Origin of the sequence: Methanosarcina barkeri str. Wiesmoor (assembly GCF_000969985.1) — an archaeon.
Lineage (GTDB): Archaea > Halobacteriota > Methanosarcinia > Methanosarcinales > Methanosarcinaceae > Methanosarcina > Methanosarcina barkeri_B.
In genome coordinates this window covers 1371811-1391664 of sequence record NZ_CP009526.1, presented here as the reverse complement: position 1 = coordinate 1391664, position 19854 = coordinate 1371811, and the positions used below count along the sequence as shown (strand labels likewise).

General features: G+C 39.5%; 15 protein-coding genes. 4 read left to right on the top strand and 11 right to left on the bottom strand.

Features of this window, described 5'->3' with window-relative positions:
- Nucleotides 1-160 precede the first annotated feature (160 nt).
- The 4 genes from MSBRW_RS22900 to ileS all read right to left on the bottom strand — a co-directional run bounded on the left by MSBRW_RS22900 (nt 161) and on the right by ileS (nt 7175).
- Nucleotides 161-346 carry a hypothetical protein gene (locus MSBRW_RS22900; RefSeq protein WP_048103070.1) on the bottom strand — a complete coding sequence of 62 codons (186 nt, stop codon included), beginning with the start codon at nt 344-346 and terminating at the stop codon, nt 161-163.
- 1147 nt (nt 347-1493) lie between these two features.
- Nucleotides 1494-1685, bottom strand: a complete 192-nt coding sequence (locus MSBRW_RS05990; RefSeq protein WP_048103071.1) for a hypothetical protein — start codon at nt 1683-1685, stop codon at nt 1494-1496.
- A 1600-nt stretch (nt 1686-3285) separates the two neighbouring features.
- Nucleotides 3286-3927 carry a 6-hydroxymethylpterin diphosphokinase MptE-like protein gene (locus tag MSBRW_RS05985; RefSeq protein ID WP_011308516.1) on the bottom strand — a complete coding sequence of 214 codons (642 nt, stop codon included), beginning with the start codon at nt 3925-3927 and terminating at the stop codon, nt 3286-3288.
- A 71-nt stretch (nt 3928-3998) separates the two neighbouring features.
- The gene (gene ileS, locus MSBRW_RS05980; protein ID WP_011308517.1) at nt 3999-7175 is read right to left on the bottom strand and encodes an isoleucine--tRNA ligase; all 3177 of its coding nucleotides are present in this window, start codon (nt 7173-7175) and stop codon (nt 3999-4001) included.
- Nucleotides 7176-7572: 397 nt separating this feature from the next.
- Between ileS and MSBRW_RS21880 the strand changes: the two genes are divergently transcribed.
- Nucleotides 7573-7746, top strand: coding sequence for a hypothetical protein (locus tag MSBRW_RS21880; RefSeq protein ID WP_196298031.1), 174 nt, complete (start codon nt 7573-7575; stop codon nt 7744-7746).
- 50 nt (nt 7747-7796) lie between these two features.
- Here the strand turns inward: MSBRW_RS21880 and MSBRW_RS05975 are convergent, their stop codons facing one another.
- The 3 genes from MSBRW_RS05975 to MSBRW_RS05965 form a co-directional block, all read right to left on the bottom strand.
- A complete protein-coding gene (locus tag MSBRW_RS05975; protein ID WP_011308518.1) occupies nt 7797-8762 on the bottom strand; it encodes a DMT family transporter in 966 nt (321 codons plus the stop codon).
- Between the two features lie 200 nt (nt 8763-8962).
- Nucleotides 8963-10648, bottom strand: coding sequence for an adenosylcobalamin-dependent ribonucleoside-diphosphate reductase (locus MSBRW_RS05970; protein ID WP_011308519.1), 1686 nt, complete (start codon nt 10646-10648; stop codon nt 8963-8965).
- Between the two features lie 278 nt (nt 10649-10926).
- Nucleotides 10927-11394: a peptidylprolyl isomerase gene (locus tag MSBRW_RS05965; protein ID WP_011308520.1), complete on the bottom strand. Its 468-nt coding sequence runs from the start codon at nt 11392-11394 to the stop codon at nt 10927-10929.
- Nucleotides 11395-11761: 367 nt separating this feature from the next.
- On the opposite strand from MSBRW_RS05965, the gene MSBRW_RS05960 reads away from it, so the two are divergent.
- Complete coding sequence (locus MSBRW_RS05960) at nt 11762-11989, top strand: hypothetical protein (RefSeq protein WP_048103072.1); 228 nt, start codon at nt 11762-11764, stop codon at nt 11987-11989.
- 64 nt (nt 11990-12053) lie between these two features.
- Here the strand turns inward: MSBRW_RS05960 and MSBRW_RS05955 are convergent, their stop codons facing one another.
- Nucleotides 12054-12287, bottom strand: coding sequence for a hypothetical protein (locus MSBRW_RS05955; protein WP_048103073.1), 234 nt, complete (start codon nt 12285-12287; stop codon nt 12054-12056).
- A 118-nt stretch (nt 12288-12405) separates the two neighbouring features.
- The gene (locus MSBRW_RS05950) at nt 12406-12927 is read right to left on the bottom strand and encodes a thioredoxin family protein (RefSeq protein ID WP_011308521.1); all 522 of its coding nucleotides are present in this window, start codon (nt 12925-12927) and stop codon (nt 12406-12408) included.
- Nucleotides 12928-13769: 842 nt separating this feature from the next.
- Here MSBRW_RS05950 and MSBRW_RS05945 point away from each other — a divergent pair.
- The gene (locus tag MSBRW_RS05945; protein ID WP_011308522.1) at nt 13770-14318 is read left to right on the top strand and encodes a hypothetical protein; all 549 of its coding nucleotides are present in this window, start codon (nt 13770-13772) and stop codon (nt 14316-14318) included.
- Between the two features lie 674 nt (nt 14319-14992).
- On the opposite strand, the gene MSBRW_RS05940 is transcribed toward MSBRW_RS05945, so the two are convergent.
- Nucleotides 14993-15628 carry a hypothetical protein gene (locus tag MSBRW_RS05940; protein ID WP_011308523.1) on the bottom strand — a complete coding sequence of 212 codons (636 nt, stop codon included), beginning with the start codon at nt 15626-15628 and terminating at the stop codon, nt 14993-14995.
- A 578-nt stretch (nt 15629-16206) separates the two neighbouring features.
- Nucleotides 16207-18321 (bottom strand): PKD domain-containing protein, encoded by a 2115-nt coding sequence (locus tag MSBRW_RS05935; protein WP_052305936.1) that lies wholly within the window; start codon nt 18319-18321, stop codon nt 16207-16209.
- 462 nt (nt 18322-18783) lie between these two features.
- Here MSBRW_RS05935 and MSBRW_RS05930 point away from each other — a divergent pair, with 462 nt between their 5' ends.
- Complete coding sequence (locus MSBRW_RS05930) at nt 18784-19590, top strand: indole-3-glycerol-phosphate synthase (protein ID WP_011308525.1); 807 nt, start codon at nt 18784-18786, stop codon at nt 19588-19590.
- Nucleotides 19591-19854: the final 264 nt, after the last annotated feature.

Sequence of the window (19854 nt, the reverse complement as noted above, 5' to 3'; positions counted from 1 at the left end):
TTTCAATACATTTCAGGGTTCTGATGCAATCAAGGTTCTCCTGCTTCTGTATCCCGGCGAAGGATTGTACAAATGAGCCCACTATCGGTCTTAATTTATACCTATTTACTTAATCCATGGTTGATAAATCAGCATTCAGCTATTGGCCTAACGATTGCTCTTAACAGTCGCAGCATCCACAGCCGCAGCCTTTAATCTTACAGACACGGATTGCTGTTATGCAGCAAACTTTCCTATCATTGCAGCCACAACCACCAAAGCCGCCCCAGCCGCCCCAGCCGCCGCAGCCACACCAGCCACCGCAGCCGCAACCGCCGAACTTTTTAAAGAATGGAAATCCTCCCATATAACTACCTCCAGATTTTATATTTTATTGTTGTATATTTTTCTAGTTAATTTACACAGCTTTTTATATAGAGCAAATATATTTTTTAGACTGGAGCGTGTTTCTCCAATCAAATTATATATCGACTCGCCAACTCTATTGTTATTCCTGAAAACCGTATTTTGGTCTGCGTTCGCGTAAAGAGAAGCAGATTTACATTTAGTTGTCAGGAAATACAATTAATAATATAATTGTAGATTATATAAGCATGATAGAATAATAAGTCCTTAATATTAAATAGTCATTGAAAAAGCTGGGAAATCATGCTCCGTAAAACGCGTTTAATTTTACGTTTAATTTACGAATTTTAATTCCTTTTAGTTATATAAAATCAAGAGTTTAAGTTTCCAATTCAATATTTATGCAAAAATAAAGCCTCTATGGCATGGATAAGTTATATTATCTAATTATAACCATTTTAGAGGCTTAATACATGTGAATTTAGCGAACAAAAATAGTATTACTCATCTGATTTTTGAACTTTAATATTTTAACGTTTTTATACAAAAGTTGAATATTCGTAAAGTTGACTACTTCTTCTAAACACTTAATTTTCGATTAAATTACTTTCAAAACTGAACTAAAAAACCAATCTGAAGCCAGAATTAGAGTAACCAGATGAGACTCTAGTGTCGCGTCAATCCTCAAGGATTCATCGATTCCAAATAATTGCAATCTATTTTATACGACATTTTGTGATAGACTCGGCACTGGTATATGATTCGCGAGTAGATAGTATGAAAAATCAGGATAGCTTATGGAAAAACAAAATAAATGCAGATCTATTTTAAGATCTGTAAAAATGTTCAGAATTATATCATTTAATTCCTATGCGACTGGTTCTTCAATTAAACTGGGTTAGTGCTAATGAATAAAGTGAGATGAATAAAGTGAGATAGGCTCATTCATTAATTTTTTTGAAGGATGCCGGATAATCACAGGAGATATTTGAATATATCCAAGATTCTGATGCAATCAAGGTTCTCCTGCTTTCATAACCCGGCAAAGGGCTGTATGAATGAGCCACTATCGGTTTTATGTTTTATATTTGTCTATTCAATCCATGGTTCTATTAGTCAGCATTCGGCTATTGGCCTAGCGATTGCTCTTAACAGTCGCCCCACCAGCCGCCGCCGCCCCTGGTGCAGCAGGCACGGACTGCTGTTATGCAGCAAACTTTCCTGTCATTGCAGCCACAGCCGCAACCGCCCCAGCCGCCGTAGCCGCCCCAGCCACCGTAGCCGCCGTAGCCACAGCCGCCGCATCCACAGCTGTTTTTAAAGAATGGAAATCCTCCCATTGTATTTACCTCCATATTTACTATGTTTATTCGTTGTATGTTTTTTTATATAATTTATATATTTATATATATCGAGGAAGATATAATATGGGGTTTGAGTATATGTCCCTTCAGCCAAATATTATATCGACTCCTCAATCCTATTGTTACTCCTGTCAATCGCGTTTTAATCTATCTTCACTTAAAAAGAGACAGATTCAACTTTAATTGCCAGAAAGTACAATTAATAATATAATTGTAAATTATATAAATGGAATAGAATAATATGTTCTTAACACTAAATAGTCATTGAAAAAGCTGAGAAATTATGCTCTATAAAATGAGTTTAGTCTTATATTTAATTTCGAAAGCTTAATTTTTAGAATAGCCAATAAAATCAGAATTTATAGTCTGAAATTAAAATTAAGACAAAAATAGAACCTTAAAAATACAAAAAACCATATTTATCAAATTATAAGCTATTTAATAGCTCAAAAAATGTGCATTTAGCAAAAGGAAATGACATTACTTATTCTGTTTTCAAACTTCAGTACTTTATCTTTTTTGTTGAAAATTCATCGTCTCCGAATTTTCATTTGACTAATGACTCAATTTGAAGGTCTGTCAATACTCTACACCCAAATCAGCCTGAATAGAACCCCTTCACATTCAAACATATGAAGCTTATAGTTGCGAACATACATGTAATAAAATACATAGCCATCAATTCAAGACAATTAATCAGAAGTGATCTTTCCATCTTGAATTGACAACTATTTTTATTCATCCATACTTAACATTTCACGGGTTCAAAGATTGACCTAGCAGTTATTCTTACCACCAGCCACCCCAACCGCCGCAGCCACAGCCGCAGCAGCTGTTCCAGAGACGACTCCAGCCGCAGCCACAGCCACCAAACCATCCACACATTATATTTACCTCCAAGATTTTGCTATGTTATTCCATACTTTTCAGATATTTTATCTCTTTATAGTGGGCTTTTTGACTAGGAAATCACACTATCTAATCAAATTTCTTCACCCACTCCTAACCATACTTTCATGGCAACATTTTAGAAATTATAAGAGTACTAATTTCCGTTTAGAGAGAAACAGTTCTCCCATGTTCTCCCATGAAAGTACAACTAAACATAGAATTAGAAATTATATAAAAGATCTAGAATAACTGTTTCTGAATATAAATAATCTATATAAAATTGAAGAAACTCTCTATCAATAAAACAAACTTACTTTTGAATTTACTCTACAATATCTAGTTCTATAAAAACTCTCAATAAATCAGGAATAAAAATCTGTAATTAAATGTTTAGCCAAGAAATATTGTTTCAATAATCTATATAAGCCATATTTCCTTGTTAAATCCAATATAGAGCCTTAAAATTACTAAATTTTGTTTAAAAAGTAGTACAACTCTTTTTAGTATCAAACTTTATAACTTTAGTCTTTTTATTTTAAACAAAATATCAATATAAAGGACTACTATTTAATATGGTAAGTTTTTCGATTCAGCTTATGAATAAAAAGAAGAGAACTTGTCAATTCATTATACTTATATTATTTTCAGTTGGATTGTTCGCACTTTCAAGAAGGTTAGTTACTTTTTAAAAATCATAGGTCCCCATTAATTTCTTTGCCCATTTCAATTTCTTTTTCTTAATCGGGTTTACATCGCTGTCTTCAAAATCAAAACCTACTAGCCTGATTTTTTGAGCTCCGAATTCTCTGGCTACAAAAAAGCATCGGTCTCCATCACTGAAGCCGCCAAAATTATAGACATCATCAAAGGGTTTTGCCTGGGTAGTTGCAATAAATCGTTTAAAGCGGGGAACATATTTCTCAAGTTTATCGATATTGTCCCCATGCGCATGAATAAGGACTATCGAGCCTTCTTCACAGGCGAGTATCTCTTTTTCGATATCAGCTTCTGAATTGCCGTCAAGGTCGGTACAGATGACCTCAGGCACAATGCCCATATCCATTAGTACAGCAGCTGCTCCATCGGCTGCAATTAACGTAAAGGCAGAAAAATTGATTTCCGAAAGGTCACTCCTGAGTCTTGGAGCGTTTCCGCAGACAAGAACAGGCTTTCCGGAAATTATTGCTTTGAGTTCAGACAGGCTGGCCGTGTTTTCTTCTGTCAGCATGCGGGAAAGGAAGAAAGCTGCCTTTTCATCACCTGCTCGGTCGAATCCGAAATCTTCAAGGATTCGTTCGTAAATCGGTTCCCAGGTAGCAAAATCCATATGAATCAGTTTCCTTTCCGTTATACAGTTTGAGTTCAAAACCTATTTGATTTTCAACCCATTTTCAGAATTTATTTCTTTGAAATACCCATCTTCATGGCAATGCCTTCAACATCCCAATCCTTTACAAGGGCTCCGGAAACATCGATATCACTGCCAAGGTTAAGGATCTCGGCTCTTACCTCTTCTGCAATCAGATCCTTGAGTGTTTCAACAAGTCTCAGGACTCTTTCATCTTCGATCCGGACTGAGACGCGGATGTTTTCGTCCACCACAAGGTCAAGCTCCTTCCGCATGTCCTGAAGCCTGCGAATTACTTCCCTTGCATACCCTTCAGCTTCCAGTTCTGGAGTCAGATTTGCGTCCACATAGACAAGACCAGCATCGGATTCTGCACTTGCTGTACCTTCTGGCAGGGTTTCTTTGAAGTTTGCCATACCAGGAGTGACTGTAACCGTTGTTCTGTCTGCAAGGGAGAGCTCAAACTCGCCAGCCTCGGCAAAGGCTTTTTTCAAAGCAAAACCGTCAACCTTTTGCAGGGCAGGAATGACTTTTCCTGCATCCTTCTTAAATACAGGGCCTATTTTACTTGGATCAGGGATTACTTCAAGCCCAAGTTCATCCCAGCTCTCACCAACGGGCGTCAGGACAATTGCCTTGGAATTTGTCTGGTCCATAAGGACTGAGCGCAGTCTCTCTACAGCCTTTGCTGCGTCCTCACTTTCAGGGGAAACAACTATTCGGGAAACGGGCCACCTGAGCTTTCGTCCTGCCTTCTGGCGGGCGTTTGAAGCGGCTTCCACGATAGAACGTGCAGTGCTCATGGCCGCTTCGAGTTCAGGGTCAAGATAGGCTTCATTGACTTTTGGCCAATCGCACATATGAACTGATTCCAGTGCATTCGGGTCTACATTTCTTATAAGGTTCTGATACATCTCTTCAGCCAAGTAAGGCATGAAAGGAGAGATCAATTTTGTAAGGGTTACGTAGACTTCATAAAGCACACGGTAAGCTGCAAGCTTGTCAGGATCGTCGGCTTCGGTCCAGGTTCTCGGACGGATAAGCTGGATATACCAGCGGGAGAGGTCTTCCAGAGTAAATTCAAGAATCTCACGCACTGCTTTATGTAGGAAGTACCCGCTCATTGCTTCGTCTACAGCCTTAACAACAGACTGAATTCTTGAGAGAATCCACCTGTCCTCTTCCCTGAGCGCGTCTTTTACGGAATCAAGGCTGACCTTAAGAGGATCAAAATTATCGAGTGCCATATAAGGCAGCGGGAACCTGAAAACGTTCCAGAGAATATTGATTGAACGATGGACGTTTTCCACTTCTTCCTGGTTGAACTTAAGGTCATCCCAGGGCGCACTTGAGGAAAGCACATAGGCACGCAGAGTGTCAGCCCCATACTTGTCGATTACATCAATCGGGGAAACCACGTTTCCAAGGCTTTTGGACATTTTCTTTCCACCTGCATCAAGCGTAAAGCCGTGCATGAGCACACTCTTGTAAGGAGCTCGTCCGAAGCCCACCATGCTTGCTCCAAGCTGTGAATAGAACCAGCCGCGTGTCTGGTCATGCCCTTCAGTAATAAAGTCAGCAGGCCACCATTCGTCAAACTGTTCCCTGGTCTGCGGGAACTTCAGAGTAGCCCAGGAAGCGACAGCCGAATCAAACCAGACATCGAAAACGTCCTCAACACGTTTTTTCTCTCCGCCGCACTCACAGGGAATAGTTAGTTTGTCCACATAGGGGCGGTGAAGTTCGACATCACTGCCTGCTCCGGATTTTTCCAGCAGTTCGGCTTTGGTTCCTATTACCTCAAGTTTTCCACATTTCTTACACTTCCAGACCGGAATTGGCATTCCCCAGTAGCGCTGCCTGGAAATACACCAGTCTCGGGCACCTTCAACCCAGGTCCTGAACCTGGCTGAACCTGCCCATTCAGGGTACCAGTCTACGGCATCAATTGCCTCAAGCATTTTGTCCTTTATATCTGTAACCTTGAGGAACCACTGCTCGGTTGCAAGATAGATTATAGGAGTTTTGCAGCGCCAGCAGTGCCCGTACCTGTGCGTAACAGTTCCTTCTGCAAGCAGCCTGTTACGTTTCCTCAGGTCTTCAATAACAATCGGGTTTGCTTCCCTGACGTTTTTGCCCGCATATTCCCCGGCTTCTTCAGTATAAGCACCGTTCGGGCCCACAGGACAGAGGATTGGAAGGTTATACTTCACGCCAACGTTAAAGTCGTCCATACCATGTCCTGGGGCAATATGTACACAGCCTGTGTTTTCTGCAGTTACGTAATCGGCAAGATAAATGCCATGCTTTATCTCATTCTGCACAGGCACAAGATCCCCAACAGGGCTTTCGTACTCAAGTTTCGTCAGGTCTTCCCCGAGCATTGTCTCAAGTACTTCGTAGTCAACATACCTGCCCTGTCTAAGGACGTTCTCGATCAGGTCGGTAGCTGCAATCAAGATCTCATCAGAGCCATCCTGCCTGATTGCCCTGAATTTCGAGTATTCAAAACCAGGATGTACAGCTACAGCTACATTTGCGGGAATTGTCCAGGGGGTTGTTGTCCAGATGACTATGAAGGTATTTTCCTCGCCTTTGATCTTAAATTTTACATAAATTGAAGGATCGGTCCTCTCGGCATATTCAACCTCTGAGTCCGCAATTGCAGTCTCACAGCGAGGGCACCAGTTGACTGAACGTTTGCCCACATCCAGCAGGTTTTTTTCACTGGCTTGCTTGAGAGTCCACCAGGCAGCTTCAATGTAATCGTCTTTTAAGGTCATGTAGGGGGCTTCCCATTGCATCCAGACCCCTAGCCTCTGGAATTGTTCAGTCATTTCCTGCTTCTGGTTGATAGCAAATTCCTTACATTTCTCGATAAAATTCTCTACTCCAAAGCTCTCAATGTCCTTTTTGGATTTGAAACCGAGCACGCCCTCAACTTTGACTTCAATCGGCAGACCATGCATATCCCAGCCAGGGCGCTCGAGAATATTACGGTTATTCATAGAATAATAGCGAAGAATGGAATCTTTAATGATCTTATTCCAGGCAGTTCCCAGGTGGATATGTCCGGTCGTATACGGGGGGCCGTCAACAAAAAAAAGTCTTTTTCCAGTCTTGCGGTGCTCTCGGGTTTTTCGATAAGCATCGCTATCTTTCCAGAGCTGTGTTATCTTTTTTTCAATTTGCTCTGCGTTATACTTAGCAGTGATTTCTTTTATCATATAGGGTCTCCCTGAAGAAAGATTAGCTAAAGTGAAAGTGCGGTCAGTGCAGTCCTGTCCTGAAGATGTCCTGCTGCTGCCCGATAAGTATTGATAATAAATTTCTAACCGGTGGACTGTTGGAAAACTTTACTACCGGCCGCTTATATATTAAACTTCAAATAAGTATTTAACGAACACAATATCAGTATTCGGGGAAGAACGCCTTTACCTGTCCTGAAAGAAACGGCTCTTCCACGCGCCAATCAATTTATTCAGTAATTACTGTACTTGATTTAAGCTTTGTTATACCGCAACCCTTTTGAAAAAACTGCTTGACCGCAACCCTTTTAAAAAAACTGCTTGACCGCAACCCTTTTAAAAAAACTGCTTGACCGCAACCCTTTTAAAAAAAGGCTTGACCGAAAACTTCAGTAACAACATGGTCGGCGTGATCAACCGGCGCAACGGTTGCGGCACAACCCTTTTAAAAAAAGGCTTGACCGAAAATATTAGTAACGACGAGATCGACATCGTAACGATTGCGGATCAAGGATTACGGTTCAGGAGAAACGGAAGCAGGTTAACTTAAGAGAAAAAGAAATAAAAGAAAAAGGAAAAATAGAGCTCAAATATAGATTTTTATTTATCCGGGGCTCTTATAATCGGTTTTTTTCGGATAGAAGTATTTTTACCAAGGACTGTTTTGTTCCGGAAAAACAATTTTTTCAGGGAAAACGAATCATCAAGGCTTATTACAATTGCTGCAGCAAGGATGAAAACACATCCAGTAAGCATTCCACTGTGAATAGGATTTCCCAGTATAGTATAATCGAAGAATATACAGGAAACCGGTTCAAGCAGAGCAAAGAGACTGCCTGTAATAGCGTTCACGCCTGTTACACCCCTTATATAAAACACTGCACCGATTCCTGTAATCAATACTCCGAAGAGTATCAGGACTGGGAGGTTTGCGGTGAGTACATTCCGTGGAACGGAAACTGCAAACGGTGAAAGGAAGAAAAGGCTGATTGTACTCTGCCAGAAGAGCTGGGTAAGCCCGTTATATTCATTTCTGAGATAACGAACCGAAATAATTACACCACTGCTGAAAAGACCCCCTGTAAGCCCAAAAAGCACTCCCTTAAGATAACTACTGCCAAATTCAAGCTGTTCAAAGCCTCCTTCCGGCCTTGTTATATAGAATACTCCGATCAAGCCGAGGAAGAGAGCAAAAATCGTTTTTCCCGTGTTCTTTTCTCCCAGCAGCAAAGGGGCAAGAATAGTCAGATAAATCGGGTCCGTATAGAGCAGAAGAACGGCTGAAGAAGCCCCTAGATAACGAATTGCCGAATAATAGGAAAACATCTGCAAAACATACAGAACTCCCAGAAGGAGCAGGTACTTCTTCTTTCTTTTAAGAGCCAACTGGCCTAAATTCCCAGTAACTGCAAGATAGAATAAAAGGGCTGTTAGTCCAAAGAGTATTCTGTAGAAAATAATTGAGCCTATGGACATATCCTCAAGTTGTTCCATGTAGAGTCCGACGGTGCCGTAAATGACGCATGCAACTAGCAATTCAAGGTGAGGTTTAAAAGTATCAGTCATATATTATTTAGAGTGATTAAATGTATATATATTTTTAGTAAGATAACACTTTCTAATATTTATTATACTGTTTGGAGAACAGATTTCTTCGCAGGCTCAAGACTCCGTTTTGAGATCGCAAACAGTTTTTACGGATTACAGTTTTATAATTTTTACAGGCTACTGCTTTGTGGTTTTTACATGCCACAACAGATTCAATTTTAAAATTTTTGTAGGCTGAGCACCACATACTGTCTGCTTCCAGTCCTATAAATAGTAAGCCCCTTTAACCCCTGTTTCCAGGCATAAACCAAAGCCTTGTCGATATCCTCTTTTCCTGCGGAAGCAGGCATATTGATAGTTTTCGAAATTCCTGCATGGCAATGTCGTTGAAATGCGGCCTGCATATCAATATGAGCCTTCCAGTCAATGTCAAGGGCTGACCTGAAAAGCTGCTTTTCCTCTTCGCTTACAAGTTCTGGATTTTCCACATCCTGCAACGTACCGTATTTATAGACATGCTCCAGAAGCCAGCTATAGTCAGCTTCCGACAGTTTTGATTTGAAATGCGCCTTAAAAAACGGATGAACAAGCATAAATTCCCTGCCTACGGTCTGAGTTCGCCTGTAAACCCAGCTGAAAACAGGCTCAATTCCTGCCGAACAACCGGCAAGAATGCTGATCGTGCCTGTCGGAGCGACTGCGGTTAATGCAGCATTCCTCATAGGAAGTTCCCATGTGGAATCCTCATATCCCGGAAAACTTCCTTTCTCCACAGCAAGCTTCCTTGATTCCCTGATCGAAGCCCAGGTAATCTGTTCCATAAGCTTTTCCGCAAGCTCGAGAGCTTCCTGTGAGTCGTAGGGCAGCCCAATCTTTAAAAGCATATCGTGAAGTCCCATTACCCCAAGCCCTACTTTCCTGGTCCTCTTAGTTGCAGTCTCGATCTCCGGAACAGGATATGCATTTTTATCAATTTCATTATCCAGAAAACGGATCGCTTTTCCAGCTACTTCCCTGAGAAAGTCCCAGTTTACTTTCCCGTCTATAACACAAAGAGAAAGGTTTATGCTGCCCAGGTTGCAGGCTTCAAAAGGCAGAAGTGGTTCCTCCCCGCAGGGGTTTGTGGCCGAGATATCACCAAGTGCAGGCGTGAAGTTGTCCCTGTTTATTCGATCATAAAAAAGAATGCCTGGTTCGCCGTTTCTCCAGATTCCTTCTACAATCTCGGAAAATATGCGCCCGACTGTCACATCTGTTTGCCTGTTCCAAACTTCATCAGCCTTATCTGCTTCAACAAGTTCCATGAAAGCATCAGGCACCATAACCGAGATATTGAAATTGCTCAACTCTCCTTCGACATGCTTTGACCTGATGAAAGAAAGGATATCATTGTGGGAAATATCAAGGATGCCCATATTGGCACCTCGTCGCCTTCCAAACTGTTTTACGATCTCAGTTGCCTCATTGAAAAGTTTCATGACAGCTACAGGACCGCTCGTCGCGTCATCGCCACATGAGTTAGAAGAACCTTCGGGACGTATTTTTGAAAAATCAAACCCTGTGCCTCCTCCGGTTTTCTGGATCAAGGCTGCAGCTTTAATCGAATCGAAGATTTCCTCGACTTTGTCTTCTACAGGAATTACGAAACAAGCTGCAAGTTGCCCAAACTCTGTGCCCGCATTCATGAGCGTCGGCGAGCTTGGAAGAAAAACCTTTCTAAGCATGAGGTCTTTGAAATCTAGATACTCTTCATCAGTTAATGCAACTGCTTCTGCAACTCTCTCGCAGATGTCCTCCCAATTATTTTCCCCTTCATGCAGATACCTGGCTTTAAGGGTCTCACTTACCAGAATATCCAATTCCACTTCTTTTTCCCACACAAAGATCTCGTCTCCTGTGAACATTCAGCAGGCTTCAGTCTTCAATAAAATAAATTATATTCTTATTAGGCGGGATTTTTTATCATTGTATCCGAAAATGCGATTAGAAATAGTGATCAGAAATAGTGATTAGAAATAGCGATTAGAAATAGCGATCAGAAATAGTGATCAAAAACGGTGGTCAAAAACGGTGGTCAAAAATGATAGTCAAAAATCGAAATAAAAAGCAGAATGTATAAAAATAGAAAGCTGGAAAGATGGGAAAAATAAAAGGCATGAATTGCCCTGAAGTGTAAGAACTCTCAGACAAGTTCAGCTTTCGTAATTTTCACTTCGGTTTTCGGGCGGTCCTGGCGGTCAGTTTTTACTTTTCCTATAGAATCCACAACATCCATCCCCTCCACTACCTTTCCGAAGACAGGGTGCATCTTGTCGAGATAATTATTATTCACAAGGTTGATAAAGAACTGGCTGCCGCCTGTATTCGGGCCTGCGTTTGCCATGGATAGAGTGCCCCTATCATTGCGGTTATGATTCGTAAACTCGTCCGGGATCTCGTAGCCTGGCCCTCCCATGCCTGTACCTGTCGGGTCTCCGCCCTGGATCATGAATTTGTCGATCACCCTGTGGAAAATAACTCCGTCGTAGAAACCTTTCTCAACGAGTTTTGCGAAATTTCCTGCCGTAATTGGCATGTCCTCAAAGAATTCAATTGTTATATCACCCATAGTGGTGTGAAGAACCACTTTCTTTCCTTTCCATACAGCCATTGATTTTCCTCTGCCAGTCATCCAGTTTCATTTTTATTTTTGCCTGTCTTTTTGTCGGCTTATCGTGCACTCTATGTTCACCTTACATGTAAATGCTTCGCTGCCCGAGTTCCGTCACCCGAGTCTCGTCACCCGAGTCCCGTCTCGGGAGGACGGTGCCCTTTTCGCTCACTTCGTTCGCTCAAGAGGGCTGAATTATAATGAAGATACTGAAATGAGCCAATAAAACTAATTTAAGGACAAGAAAAGTTACATTTTCAACGAGCTCAGAAAATATATTTACCTTAATTTCGTTTTGAGCCGTGCGGCGAGCGTGGTTACAACTCTATTAAATAAAGATTTGGACACAAGCCTTTTTTGAAAAGGTTTGACCGAAAACTCAAGCAACAATTTAGTCGGCGTGATCACAACCCTTTTCAAAAAAGGATTGAACGAAAACAACAGCAAGAAAGTGGTCGGCGTGATCACAACCCTTTTCAAAAAAGGATTGAACGAAAACAACAGCAAGAACGTGGTCAGCGTGATCAAACGGCGCAACGGTTGCAGTAAAACCGAAACAGGATTACATAAAAATTGTGAAAGAACGAAGTTTTAGTGTGGAAAACTGGTTTACGACTAAGATAGTTGAATGAAATTTTAAAGTACATTTCTTTTCTGCCTTACCATAATCCTATCAACTTTAGAGAGTACAAAAACATAATCCCTGAAAGGATATTGAGTGCTATAAGTTGACCTTTCTTTTTCCTCCATCTTTTTGACATGATATGATTTACCCAATAAGACATCGAAGTCGCCAGCATCCCGACCACGAAAGAAACACAAACATCAGGGAGCCCAAAAACTCGACTAAGAATGAATCCAAGTCCTCCAACCACACACACTGGGCAAACCATAGTTATCCTCTTACTCTTTGATTTTGATATTGAACTTTGAATTTTACTCTAATCTTTAGTTTCCGATTTATATCCGGACTTTGAAATTACATCGGGACTTTGAAATTAAATCTATTAGTCAACGTTTCGTTTCATTTGCGTCTGCTTTTTCCTTTTGAATAAGGGCAAGATTCAGAACGTTTTTAAACATTTCTTCATCAGTATCATTTCGTCCAACAAACCTGGCCTTAGATCTGTCTGTGCTGACATTCCCATTCTCCTGCATATAGACATATGTTCCATTTTCAATGCCCACAATCACAAAAGAGTCCGGAATGAACTCTACTTCGAAATATTCTGCAAGTTCTAGGTTTTTGTCTGCATCTATGGAAGCAATAGTTGCTTTTCCCTGGTATTCTACCGCTAATTTATCAAGAACGGGCTTCAAAGACCGGCACTCTGGACACCATCTAGATCCTACCTTCACAAAGACAGGATTTTTCTGAAGGGATGTGTTTACCTGCTCCAGTTGGGTTATAGCCACAACACTTTTCTCCATGTTTGCCTCTGAACTTGTTGAATTTTCTGGAGTTTTTTCATCACATCCAGCCGTAAAGAGTACTAATACAAGCAAGATCAGTAATATAACTGATTTCTTCATGTTAGGTCTTCCATTACTTTCAATATTATACAGTTGATTTTTTAAGACATGTGTGTATAAATATTTTTTAACATATTCGAGAATTAATTTTTAAAGTCATCTGGACGATACATTCATATTGTTAAAATAATGAGCCAAAATTTATTCCACTTAAGAACATAAATGTATACAACTAGATAATAAATAAAAACAGCCGAACAATTTATCCTTATTATTAAAAACTTTAAAAAACAGATAACTTTATATTATTTGGTTGTTGTTTTCAGGGTACACCTAGTATCGTTTCTTAGCTTCTTGGTCCTCGCTTCTATGAAGCTAGAATAAATTCCACTACCATCGATTAAGGAATTTTCTTGCCTTATTGTTTGTGTTTGAGAGACTATGTATTGAAAATTGATACTCCTTTATTAACCCAGTGCTGAAAGCATCATTTACTGTTCTTATTTACTGTTTCTATTTACTGTTCTTATTTACTGTTCTTTAAGATAATTATGAGTACATTAGATAGTCTTGTCTTTCTTTCTATTTAGAAAGCTTGTAATTCCTTAATTTTACTTGTCCGATCGTTTATAATTCATTCCAATAAAAATACAACTACAGAACAATAATTTTTAATATAACTCCTTAAATATCTGCGCGGCTCTTCTATAAAATGCGCTTTCTTAGTGTCTTAATAATAAGATATTAATAGATATTTTTTAGTAATCTGTTTCTCTTTACGAAGGTTTTCTACTTTCTACATTATTTTGGATAAATCGCTGCATTTTTATAGACAAGTGTGAGTATTTTTAACTAGAGGGTAATTTTACTAAACTGGAAAAGTAATAGTGGGGGAAATTGTTATGAACAGAACCAAGGCTTTTTATCTTAGGATAGCTGCAAGCTTCCTGGTTATTCTATTAACGCTTCCAATTTCATTTGCGATAAATGATGTAGCGGAGACTAATTTTGAAGATGAAAACAATGAAACAGATTTTGCATCGACGTATAACGAAAATGAACTAATGGATCAGGAAATTAGCCTGAACTTCCGGTTTCTCACATCCATGCTTCAGATGCTTGACCTCAACCTTAACCTCATAAATGGAACCCTGAACGCCCGCGTTGAAGAATATCCGTTTCTGCAGCCTACAATCGAAGGAACGGAAGCAGGCATAGCAACAACGAATTCCATACTCGGTGTGCTGGAATCGGACCCTGAAAATTTGAATGAAACAGAAAATTCCCTGGTTCCTTTAAACGAAAATATGGAACGGCTTAATTCAAGCCTTGGATACCCTGACGATATGATCGAAGCTGCTAACTCGACCCTTGGAGAACCTAATAGTACTACACCTATGATTGTCGAAATGTTCAAGAGTGTAAAAGCAATGGCAGAGCTTTTTAATTGAGACTGCGATACTAAAATCAGAGGACGTTACTAAATTTACAGGCTTAACAAGCAAATTTTTGGCAATATTTAGGTCAGATATTCAGATCAGATATTCAGGTCAGATATTCAGGTCAGATATTCAGGTCAGATATTCAGGTCAGATATTCAGGTCAGATATTCAGGTTAGATATTCAGGTTAGATGTTCAGGTCAGATATTTAGGTTGATGATTTGATTACTTTAAGCCGACGTTCCTATCGGCAGATTAATTTTCTTTTTTGGTGATCCGCAGGAAACCTGATGGTATTATCTCCGGCTGAATTGGCAGATATTTTTAGCATACATTTTTCTCGCTAGGCGCGGCTAGAGTCCATTGGATTTGAACAGATAAAAAATGGAAAATATCAGTGGCAGTGGAAAAATAGAATATAAGATCAATAATTCGATAATGGGTGGTCAACATCTGTAAAGATAGCTATGATTTTGAATTTTCTTAAAAAGATGCCTCTTGAAAAGACAATTCCTAAAAAGAAAAACAATTAAGGTTCAACTACGAGTCGTTATGGCTAAATGTTCATATTGGACCATATAGTATGTTAGTCCATTAACATTACCACATAAAAAGTAAAACATTTTCAAAAGCTTTCTTGGATGAGGTGAGGAAAATCACCTGTTTACAAGCTCCAGCCGCACGTCAATCAATAAACTCTTCTAACGAATCGATAAAGGACTCTAAATTTCTTCTCACCTCATATAAATCATGCTTTCCTTCCATGCGCCACACCTCATGGTCTTCAAAATCGTACAATATCGATAGCGGTAACAAGTTTTTATCGTATTTACTCATTGTTTCCGGATAATTTTCTACATTTACAACTTCGGCAAACAGGGCGTTATTAAATTTTGGTTCTGTCAGCAGGACCTCGTGCATGAAAGATATTAAATCCTGGCTGTCCTTGTCACTGGCGGATTTTATATTAATACGGTAAACCAGTTTGTTGCCATAGTACGAAAACAACAAACGTTGCAAAACAGTATTTATTGTTTCATCAGGGTGGATTTTCGCTTCATTGAGTCTGTCATGAAGCCCCTGTGTGATTCTCACATTTTCCGTAGTATGCGAAAGCTCCGGGAAACTTCGCTTCCTGCCGTTAATAACGAACCAGTAGCTACCGTTTTCATGTATAAGCTGGCAGGTATCATCGTATCGAGCTAATAGTTTTCTAATTATCGTGCTCCTTGACTCCCAGGCACTGTCACTATTTCTGTCTCTGCAAAAATCGAGCGCTTCGTATAGCTCGGCACTAATTTTAATGGTCGTTGTTTCCACGGCTGCACCTCAATCTGGAGCATACTTCGGGCTAAGATATATATAATGTTCGCCATGGCACTCAAGGAAAATCCTCTTGTGTGTTGTGACACTACTTATTGATCTTATGTAAAGAATTCTGTAATTATTTTTACTAAATAAATTATGCTGAGGGTTATAAGAGATTTTCAAATGACCTTCTACCCACATAAGAGTGAAACGCCGCAGAATTTATCCGAAGCTTAAAACATATCCAAAAAATCAGTAATGCATATTGAAATGTTACAGTAAGAACAGCATCTTTCGGATAGAACCTAAGAAAAAACTTCAATAATTCAGGTTTGTCTTTTTTGTGGTACATTAATTCATTAATTATTTCTCCAGATAAATATGAGCACTTGACCCTACAAAATAAGTTTGCTTTTAGGACTTCAGACAGTGTGAGCTTGAAGTGTGGCTTGAGAGAAACTAGTAACGGGTGTTAAAATAGGAAGTTAAAAGGTTCTCAAAAATATAAAGCAAGATTAAAAGGATTATATTTGATAGAATTGAATTCCTTTTATATCTTGCCTATTTTCATTAGTTACTCACCAACATTATTACTTACTTTTCAATATAATATAATTAGAAATAGTTTTAGTGTTACTTCCAGCAGCATTCGTTACTGTCAACTTAACAGTATAACTACCTACATTGGAATACTTATGGACTGGATTCTGCTTGATTGAAGTAGCTCCATCTCCAAAATTCCATTTCCATTTAGTCGGCGTTCCTGTACTTTTGTCAGAAAAGGTAACTTTTAATGGTGCTTTTCCGGAAGTTGGAGAAGCGGAAAATGCAGCAACAGGTTTTGCTACTACTGTTATATAATTTGTTTTTGTTACCGTATTACTACCTGCTGTGTTGGTAACCGTAAGTATCACTTTATACTTTCCTGCCTTTGAATACTTATGAGTCGGATTTTGGAGGAATGACTTTGATCCATCTCCAAAGGTCCATTTCCATTTCGTTGGTGTTCCTGTACTTTTGTCACTAAAGGTAACTTTTAATGGTGCTTTTCCGGAGGTTGGGGAGGCAGAAAATGCAGCAGCTGGCTTTGCTATTACTGTTATATAGTTTGTTTTTGTTACCGTATTAATACCCGCTGCGTTGGCAACTGTAAGTGTCACTTTATACTTTCCTGCCTTTGAATACTTATGAATTGGATTCTGTTTTGCTGAAGTTGTTCCGTCTCCAAAATTCCATTTCCATTTAGTCGGTGACCCTGTGCTTTTGTCAGTAAAAGTAACTTTTAACGGTGCTTTTCCGGAGGTTGGAGAGGCAGAAAATGCAGCAACAGGTTTTGCTACTACTGTTAGATAGTTTGTTTTTGTTACCGTATTACTGCCCTTATCATTCTTTACAGTTAAGCTAACGGTATATTTTCCTGCTTTTGAATACTTATGACTTGGATTTTGGAGGAATGACTTTGACCCGTCTCCAAAATTCCATTTCCATTTAGTCGGTGACCCTGTACTTTTGTCAGTAAAAGTAACTTTTAACGGTGCTTTTCCAGAGGTTGGAGATGCGGAAAATATAGCAACAGGTTTTACAGTAGTCGTTTTGACAGTTATATAATTTGTTTTTGCTGCAGTACTGTTGCCCCCTTCATTTGTTGCAGTAAGTTTTACGGTGTATTTTCCTGCTTTGGAATATGTATGTGTCGGATTCTTTACCGTTGAAAAAGTCCCATCTCCAAAGTTCCATGTCCAGGAAAATGGTGTTCCTGTACTTGTGTCAGTAAACTTTACTGCCAGGGGAGCATAGCCTGTGGTAACATTGCTGACAAAATTAGTTACTGGTGGATATACTGGAGCAAACTTCTGAATGCGATTGTTGTCAGCATCAGCAACATAAACATTGCCTGAAGAATCTACACCAATATCTTCAGGATTTTTGAATTGCCCATCATTTGTTCCATAAGAACCCCAGTGTGTTAGATAATTGCCGTCACTGTCAAACTTCTGAATGCGAGTATTTCCTCTGTCAGAAACATAAATATTGCCAGAAGAGTCAACAAAAACACTTATAATGTTATTAAACTGTCCATCACCATTGCCAGAATTACCGAATTGCATTAGATAATTGCCGTTACTATCAAACTTTTTAATGCAATGATTATCTTTGTCAGCAACATAAACGTTATCCAAAGAATCTAAGGCAACATCAATAGGATTCTTGAATTGTCCATTACTGCTGCCATAAGAGCCCCATTGCACCAAATAATTTCCATTGTTATCAAGCTTCTGAATTCGATTATTGCCCGTATCGGCAACATAAATATTGCCAGATGAATCTAAACAAATATCGCGAGCATTTTTAAACTGTACATTGCCACTTCCATAAGAACCAAATTTTGTAATGAAATTACCATTTTTGTCAAACTTCACAATGCGATTGTTAGTATCAGCAACATAAACATCACCTGAAGAATCTATAGCAACACCATTTACAGAACCCAGTGATACATCATTAGTAGAGCTCCACTGGTTAATGAATTTACCATTGCTATTAAATTCCTGAACTCGATTGTTTCCGGAATCGGCAACATAAATATATCCAGATGAAGTTGCAACAATAGCACGTGGATAATGGAATTGTCCAGCTCCATTGCCATAAGAACCCCATTTAGTAACAAACTTATAACTTTCAGCGTGCGCAACTGATGCACTCATTACTCCAAGAAAGAGGATAATCAAACATAGTGACATTATCCTAAATGTGTTATCGTGTTGATACTTTATTAAAAATTCCTCCTTTGACTTTCGTTTATATTTCATATTAAAAAATGTTAATAATTTATATTCATTTAAATTCATAAAGTTTTTTCTAGAATCACAACTTTCCTTACTCAATGAAGTAAAAGACGAAAATCAAACACATTAGCAGCTTTTTCAGAACAAAATTATTTTTTCGATTTTCTCTTCCCGTTCTGAATAAATGAGAAGTAGTGCACCGTTGAAAATGAGCAAGGAATAGACTCTGCCCCCAACATTCAAAATAAGTTTAATTGAGCACAAGAATTTCCGGCTTTTATGGAATAAGAATCTCAGTTCATATTGTGCTTATCCAAAACCTTTTTATATGAAGTACGTCATTAGACGTTGATGTACAAAACTATACCTTAGTGATAAAATATGCACGCTTCAATTCTCCACATCCTCAACACAACAAAAACCCGTGTCCAGGCCCTGGGACCGCAGACTTCCAGTGAAAGCCAGGAGATGGGATTTGAGAAAAGGGACTTTATCTCGGCAGTGACAGATGCAAAAGCCGACGGTAGGGTGCCTGTAATTGCAGAGGTCAAGCCCGCATCGCCAGGGAAAACTTTCAGGGATATTTCGCCTGCAAAGGCTGCCGAGCTTGCATGGGAAATGGAAGAAGCAGGAGCTGTTGCAATTTCAGTCCTGACCGAGCCTGGGGTATTCAGAGGATCACTTGAAAACCTGGACTCAGTTAGAAATAAGGTCTGCTTGCCTATCCTGAGGAAAGACTTTATAATTGACAAGTTACAGCTTGAAGAAGCTCAAAGTGATCTCGTACTCCTGATTGCAGGAATCCTTGGAGAACAACTAGGAAATTTTGTTGAGCTTGCCCTTAAAAAGGGAGTGGAGCCTCTAGTAGAGGTTCACAACAGAAAAGAGCTTGATCTGGCCCTGAAAACTGACACAAGAGTAATAGGAATTAATAACAGAGACCTTGAAACTCTTGAAATCAACCTCGGAACCACAGAAGAGCTGGCCCCAATTATTCGGGAATGCGACCTTGATCACGGAACCAGGCATCTGATAATAAGCGAAAGCGGAATGAACAGCGTACGAGATGTCAGACGGGTAATCCAGGCAGGTGCGGATGCCGTACTGATAGGTTCCGCACTTATGGAAAATGCTTCTGTTTTTGATAAAACGAAAGAATTCGTCCAGGGCGCTGGTTGGCGTCAATAACTGTTTTCCCAGACTTTTCGAAGCTTTCACCTGTGACTGGACAGGTTGAAAAGTCCACTCAAAATCACTTTGAATTTGTTCAAAGTCCATTCAAAGTTTATTCAAAATTATTCAAAATTTATGCAAAATTCATTCAAAGTTTATTCAAAATTCACTCAAAAAACATTCAAAATTAAATTTTGCTTCAATGACAAAATCCAAAACTACGCTTTCGAATGCGATATAAAAATTACGCTACAGGATTCATCAAAAAGACAAGGGAGT

Coding starts and splice junctions, on each gene's coding strand:
- MSBRW_RS05955 (WP_048103073.1), bottom strand. CDS start 12,287: ATGGTTTGCCCAGTGTGTGTGGTTGGAGGACTTGGATTCATTCTTAGT.
- MSBRW_RS05990 (WP_048103071.1), bottom strand. CDS start 1,685: ATGGGAGGATTTCCATTCTTTAAAAACAGCTGTGGATGCGGCGGCTGT.
- MSBRW_RS05945 (WP_011308522.1), top strand. CDS start 13,770: ATGAACAGAACCAAGGCTTTTTATCTTAGGATAGCTGCAAGCTTCCTG.
- MSBRW_RS05975 (WP_011308518.1), bottom strand. CDS start 8,762: ATGACTGATACTTTTAAACCTCACCTTGAATTGCTAGTTGCATGCGTC.
- ileS (WP_011308517.1), bottom strand. CDS start 7,175: ATGATAAAAGAAATCACTGCTAAGTATAACGCAGAGCAAATTGAAAAA.
- MSBRW_RS05970 (WP_011308519.1), bottom strand. CDS start 10,648: ATGTTCACAGGAGACGAGATCTTTGTGTGGGAAAAAGAAGTGGAATTG.
- MSBRW_RS22900 (WP_048103070.1), bottom strand. CDS start 346: ATGGGAGGATTTCCATTCTTTAAAAAGTTCGGCGGTTGCGGCTGCGGT.
- MSBRW_RS05930 (WP_011308525.1), top strand. CDS start 18,784: ATGCACGCTTCAATTCTCCACATCCTCAACACAACAAAAACCCGTGTC.
- MSBRW_RS05935 (WP_052305936.1), bottom strand. CDS start 18,321: ATGAGTGCATCAGTTGCGCACGCTGAAAGTTATAAGTTTGTTACTAAA.
- MSBRW_RS05985 (WP_011308516.1), bottom strand. CDS start 3,927: ATGGATTTTGCTACCTGGGAACCGATTTACGAACGAATCCTTGAAGAT.
- MSBRW_RS05965 (WP_011308520.1), bottom strand. CDS start 11,394: ATGGCTGTATGGAAAGGAAAGAAAGTGGTTCTTCACACCACTATGGGT.
- MSBRW_RS05950 (WP_011308521.1), bottom strand. CDS start 12,927: ATGAAGAAATCAGTTATATTACTGATCTTGCTTGTATTAGTACTCTTT.